This window comes from Protofrankia sp. CiP1_Cm_nod3 (assembly GCF_982290655.1).
Genome location: NZ_CEVIVD010000157.1, coordinates 5,192 through 6,675, shown reverse-complemented (window position 1 = coordinate 6,675; position 1,484 = coordinate 5,192). Strand labels below are relative to the sequence as shown.

Annotated in this window: 1 protein-coding gene; it reads right to left on the bottom strand. The window is 74.6% G+C overall.

All coding sequences use genetic code 11. From position 1 onward, the window contains the following. Positions 1-1,484, bottom strand: a 1,484-nt coding sequence (locus AC5LUJ_RS20770; RefSeq protein WP_493465564.1) for a lantibiotic dehydratase family protein, incomplete at both ends; no start/stop codon positions are given.

The window sequence follows — 1,484 nt, the reverse complement described above, 5'->3', positions numbered from 1 at the left end:
GGCGCGGGCGACGTCGACCAGCAGCCGCGCCAGCGGCGGCACCGCGTGCCGCGCCGCGGCGCACACCAGCGTCGGCTCCACCACCCGCCGCCACGACAGCGACACCACATACATCCGGTCCAGGTCCGCCGTGACGGCGAGATCCCGCAGGTCGAGGCCGTCTACCTCGCCGGCTCGGCCGGCTCGGTGTTCACCGATGCTGATGACCGCGGGCAGTACCGGCGGGACGGCCAGGACGTTGCCCGCCCGCGCCCGGCGTGGCGGGAACGACATCTGTGCCGGCAGTGCGCCGTCCACCGCGACCGGCAGCGACGCGTACGCCCCGGCGAGCCGGTCCCGCTCGGCACGGGGCAGCAGGGAGAGGAAGCGGCCGCTGGTCGCGACCGCCGACTGCCCGATCCCGGCCACCGCGAGCAGGAAGTCCCCGGCGTCCAGTGCCGCCGCCGAGACCGCCAGGACCTCGACGCACAGGTCCAGATGCGGCGGTATCCGCGGCGGTCCGCCCCGAGCGTCGGCACGGGAGCGGGCCGTGCCCTGCCCCAGATGGTCGATCATGTCATCGTCCAGCAGGACCTCGCGGACGCCGTCCAGCGCGGCCTGCTGGGCCAGCGCCAGCAGCCGTTCGTCCCGGCGGCTCAGCTCCGCCCGGCGTCCGTTGTCCGGGTCAAGGTAGTGACGGGGATAGCCCAGCCCGCCGGTGACTGCCACGAGCTGGGCTATCGGCACCACCGTCCCGGGGCCGAAACGGTCCAGGAACCGGCGGTGGTACTCGCGCAACGCTGGTGCGCCGCCGGGATGTGGGCTGAGCCGGACCAGCGCGCTCGCTGCCGACGCGGCCTCCACGGAGACGGCGGCCGGCAGAGTGACGTCCACCGCGAGCCGCAGGTCCACCGCGATGGGCGGCATGCCAGTGTCGGCCAGCACCCGCATCCGCGCAGCCATGGCTGTCTCCCCGGAACCGGATGCCGACTCCCCGGGACCAGATACGGGTAGGGGCTGATTGGTCAGCGTCTCGTGGATCGTCCGCAGCTCACTGACCAGCGGCGCGGCCTCCGGCACTGCCGCCGCGTCCACCGCCGCCAGCTCTGCCAACAGATGGCCGAGACCGTCGGCCACGGTCAGCGGCGGGCGCAGGCTGCTGATCAGCGCACCCGCGGCGACCAGGTCGGCGAGCAGCTCGCGTACCGCGGGTTCACCGGCCCGCGGGAACTCGGCGGCGAGCTTGTCAACCAGCACGCCGACGGCGACCGGGGAACGGGCAGTCTCAAGCGCGTACCGGACCGGTGCCGTGTGCCGGACTGACAGGGTGGCCGCCGTCGCCGGGCGCCCGCTCACGTACGGCCACCAGGGCACGGCCAGCCGGCCACCCCGCACCACGGCGAGATCGTTGGCCACCACGGGCAGCCGGCCCAGCAGGCCGGGACAGGACTCCAACCATGTGATCACGGACGCCAGCCAGGCGGCGTCGGCGCGCGCCACGGCCC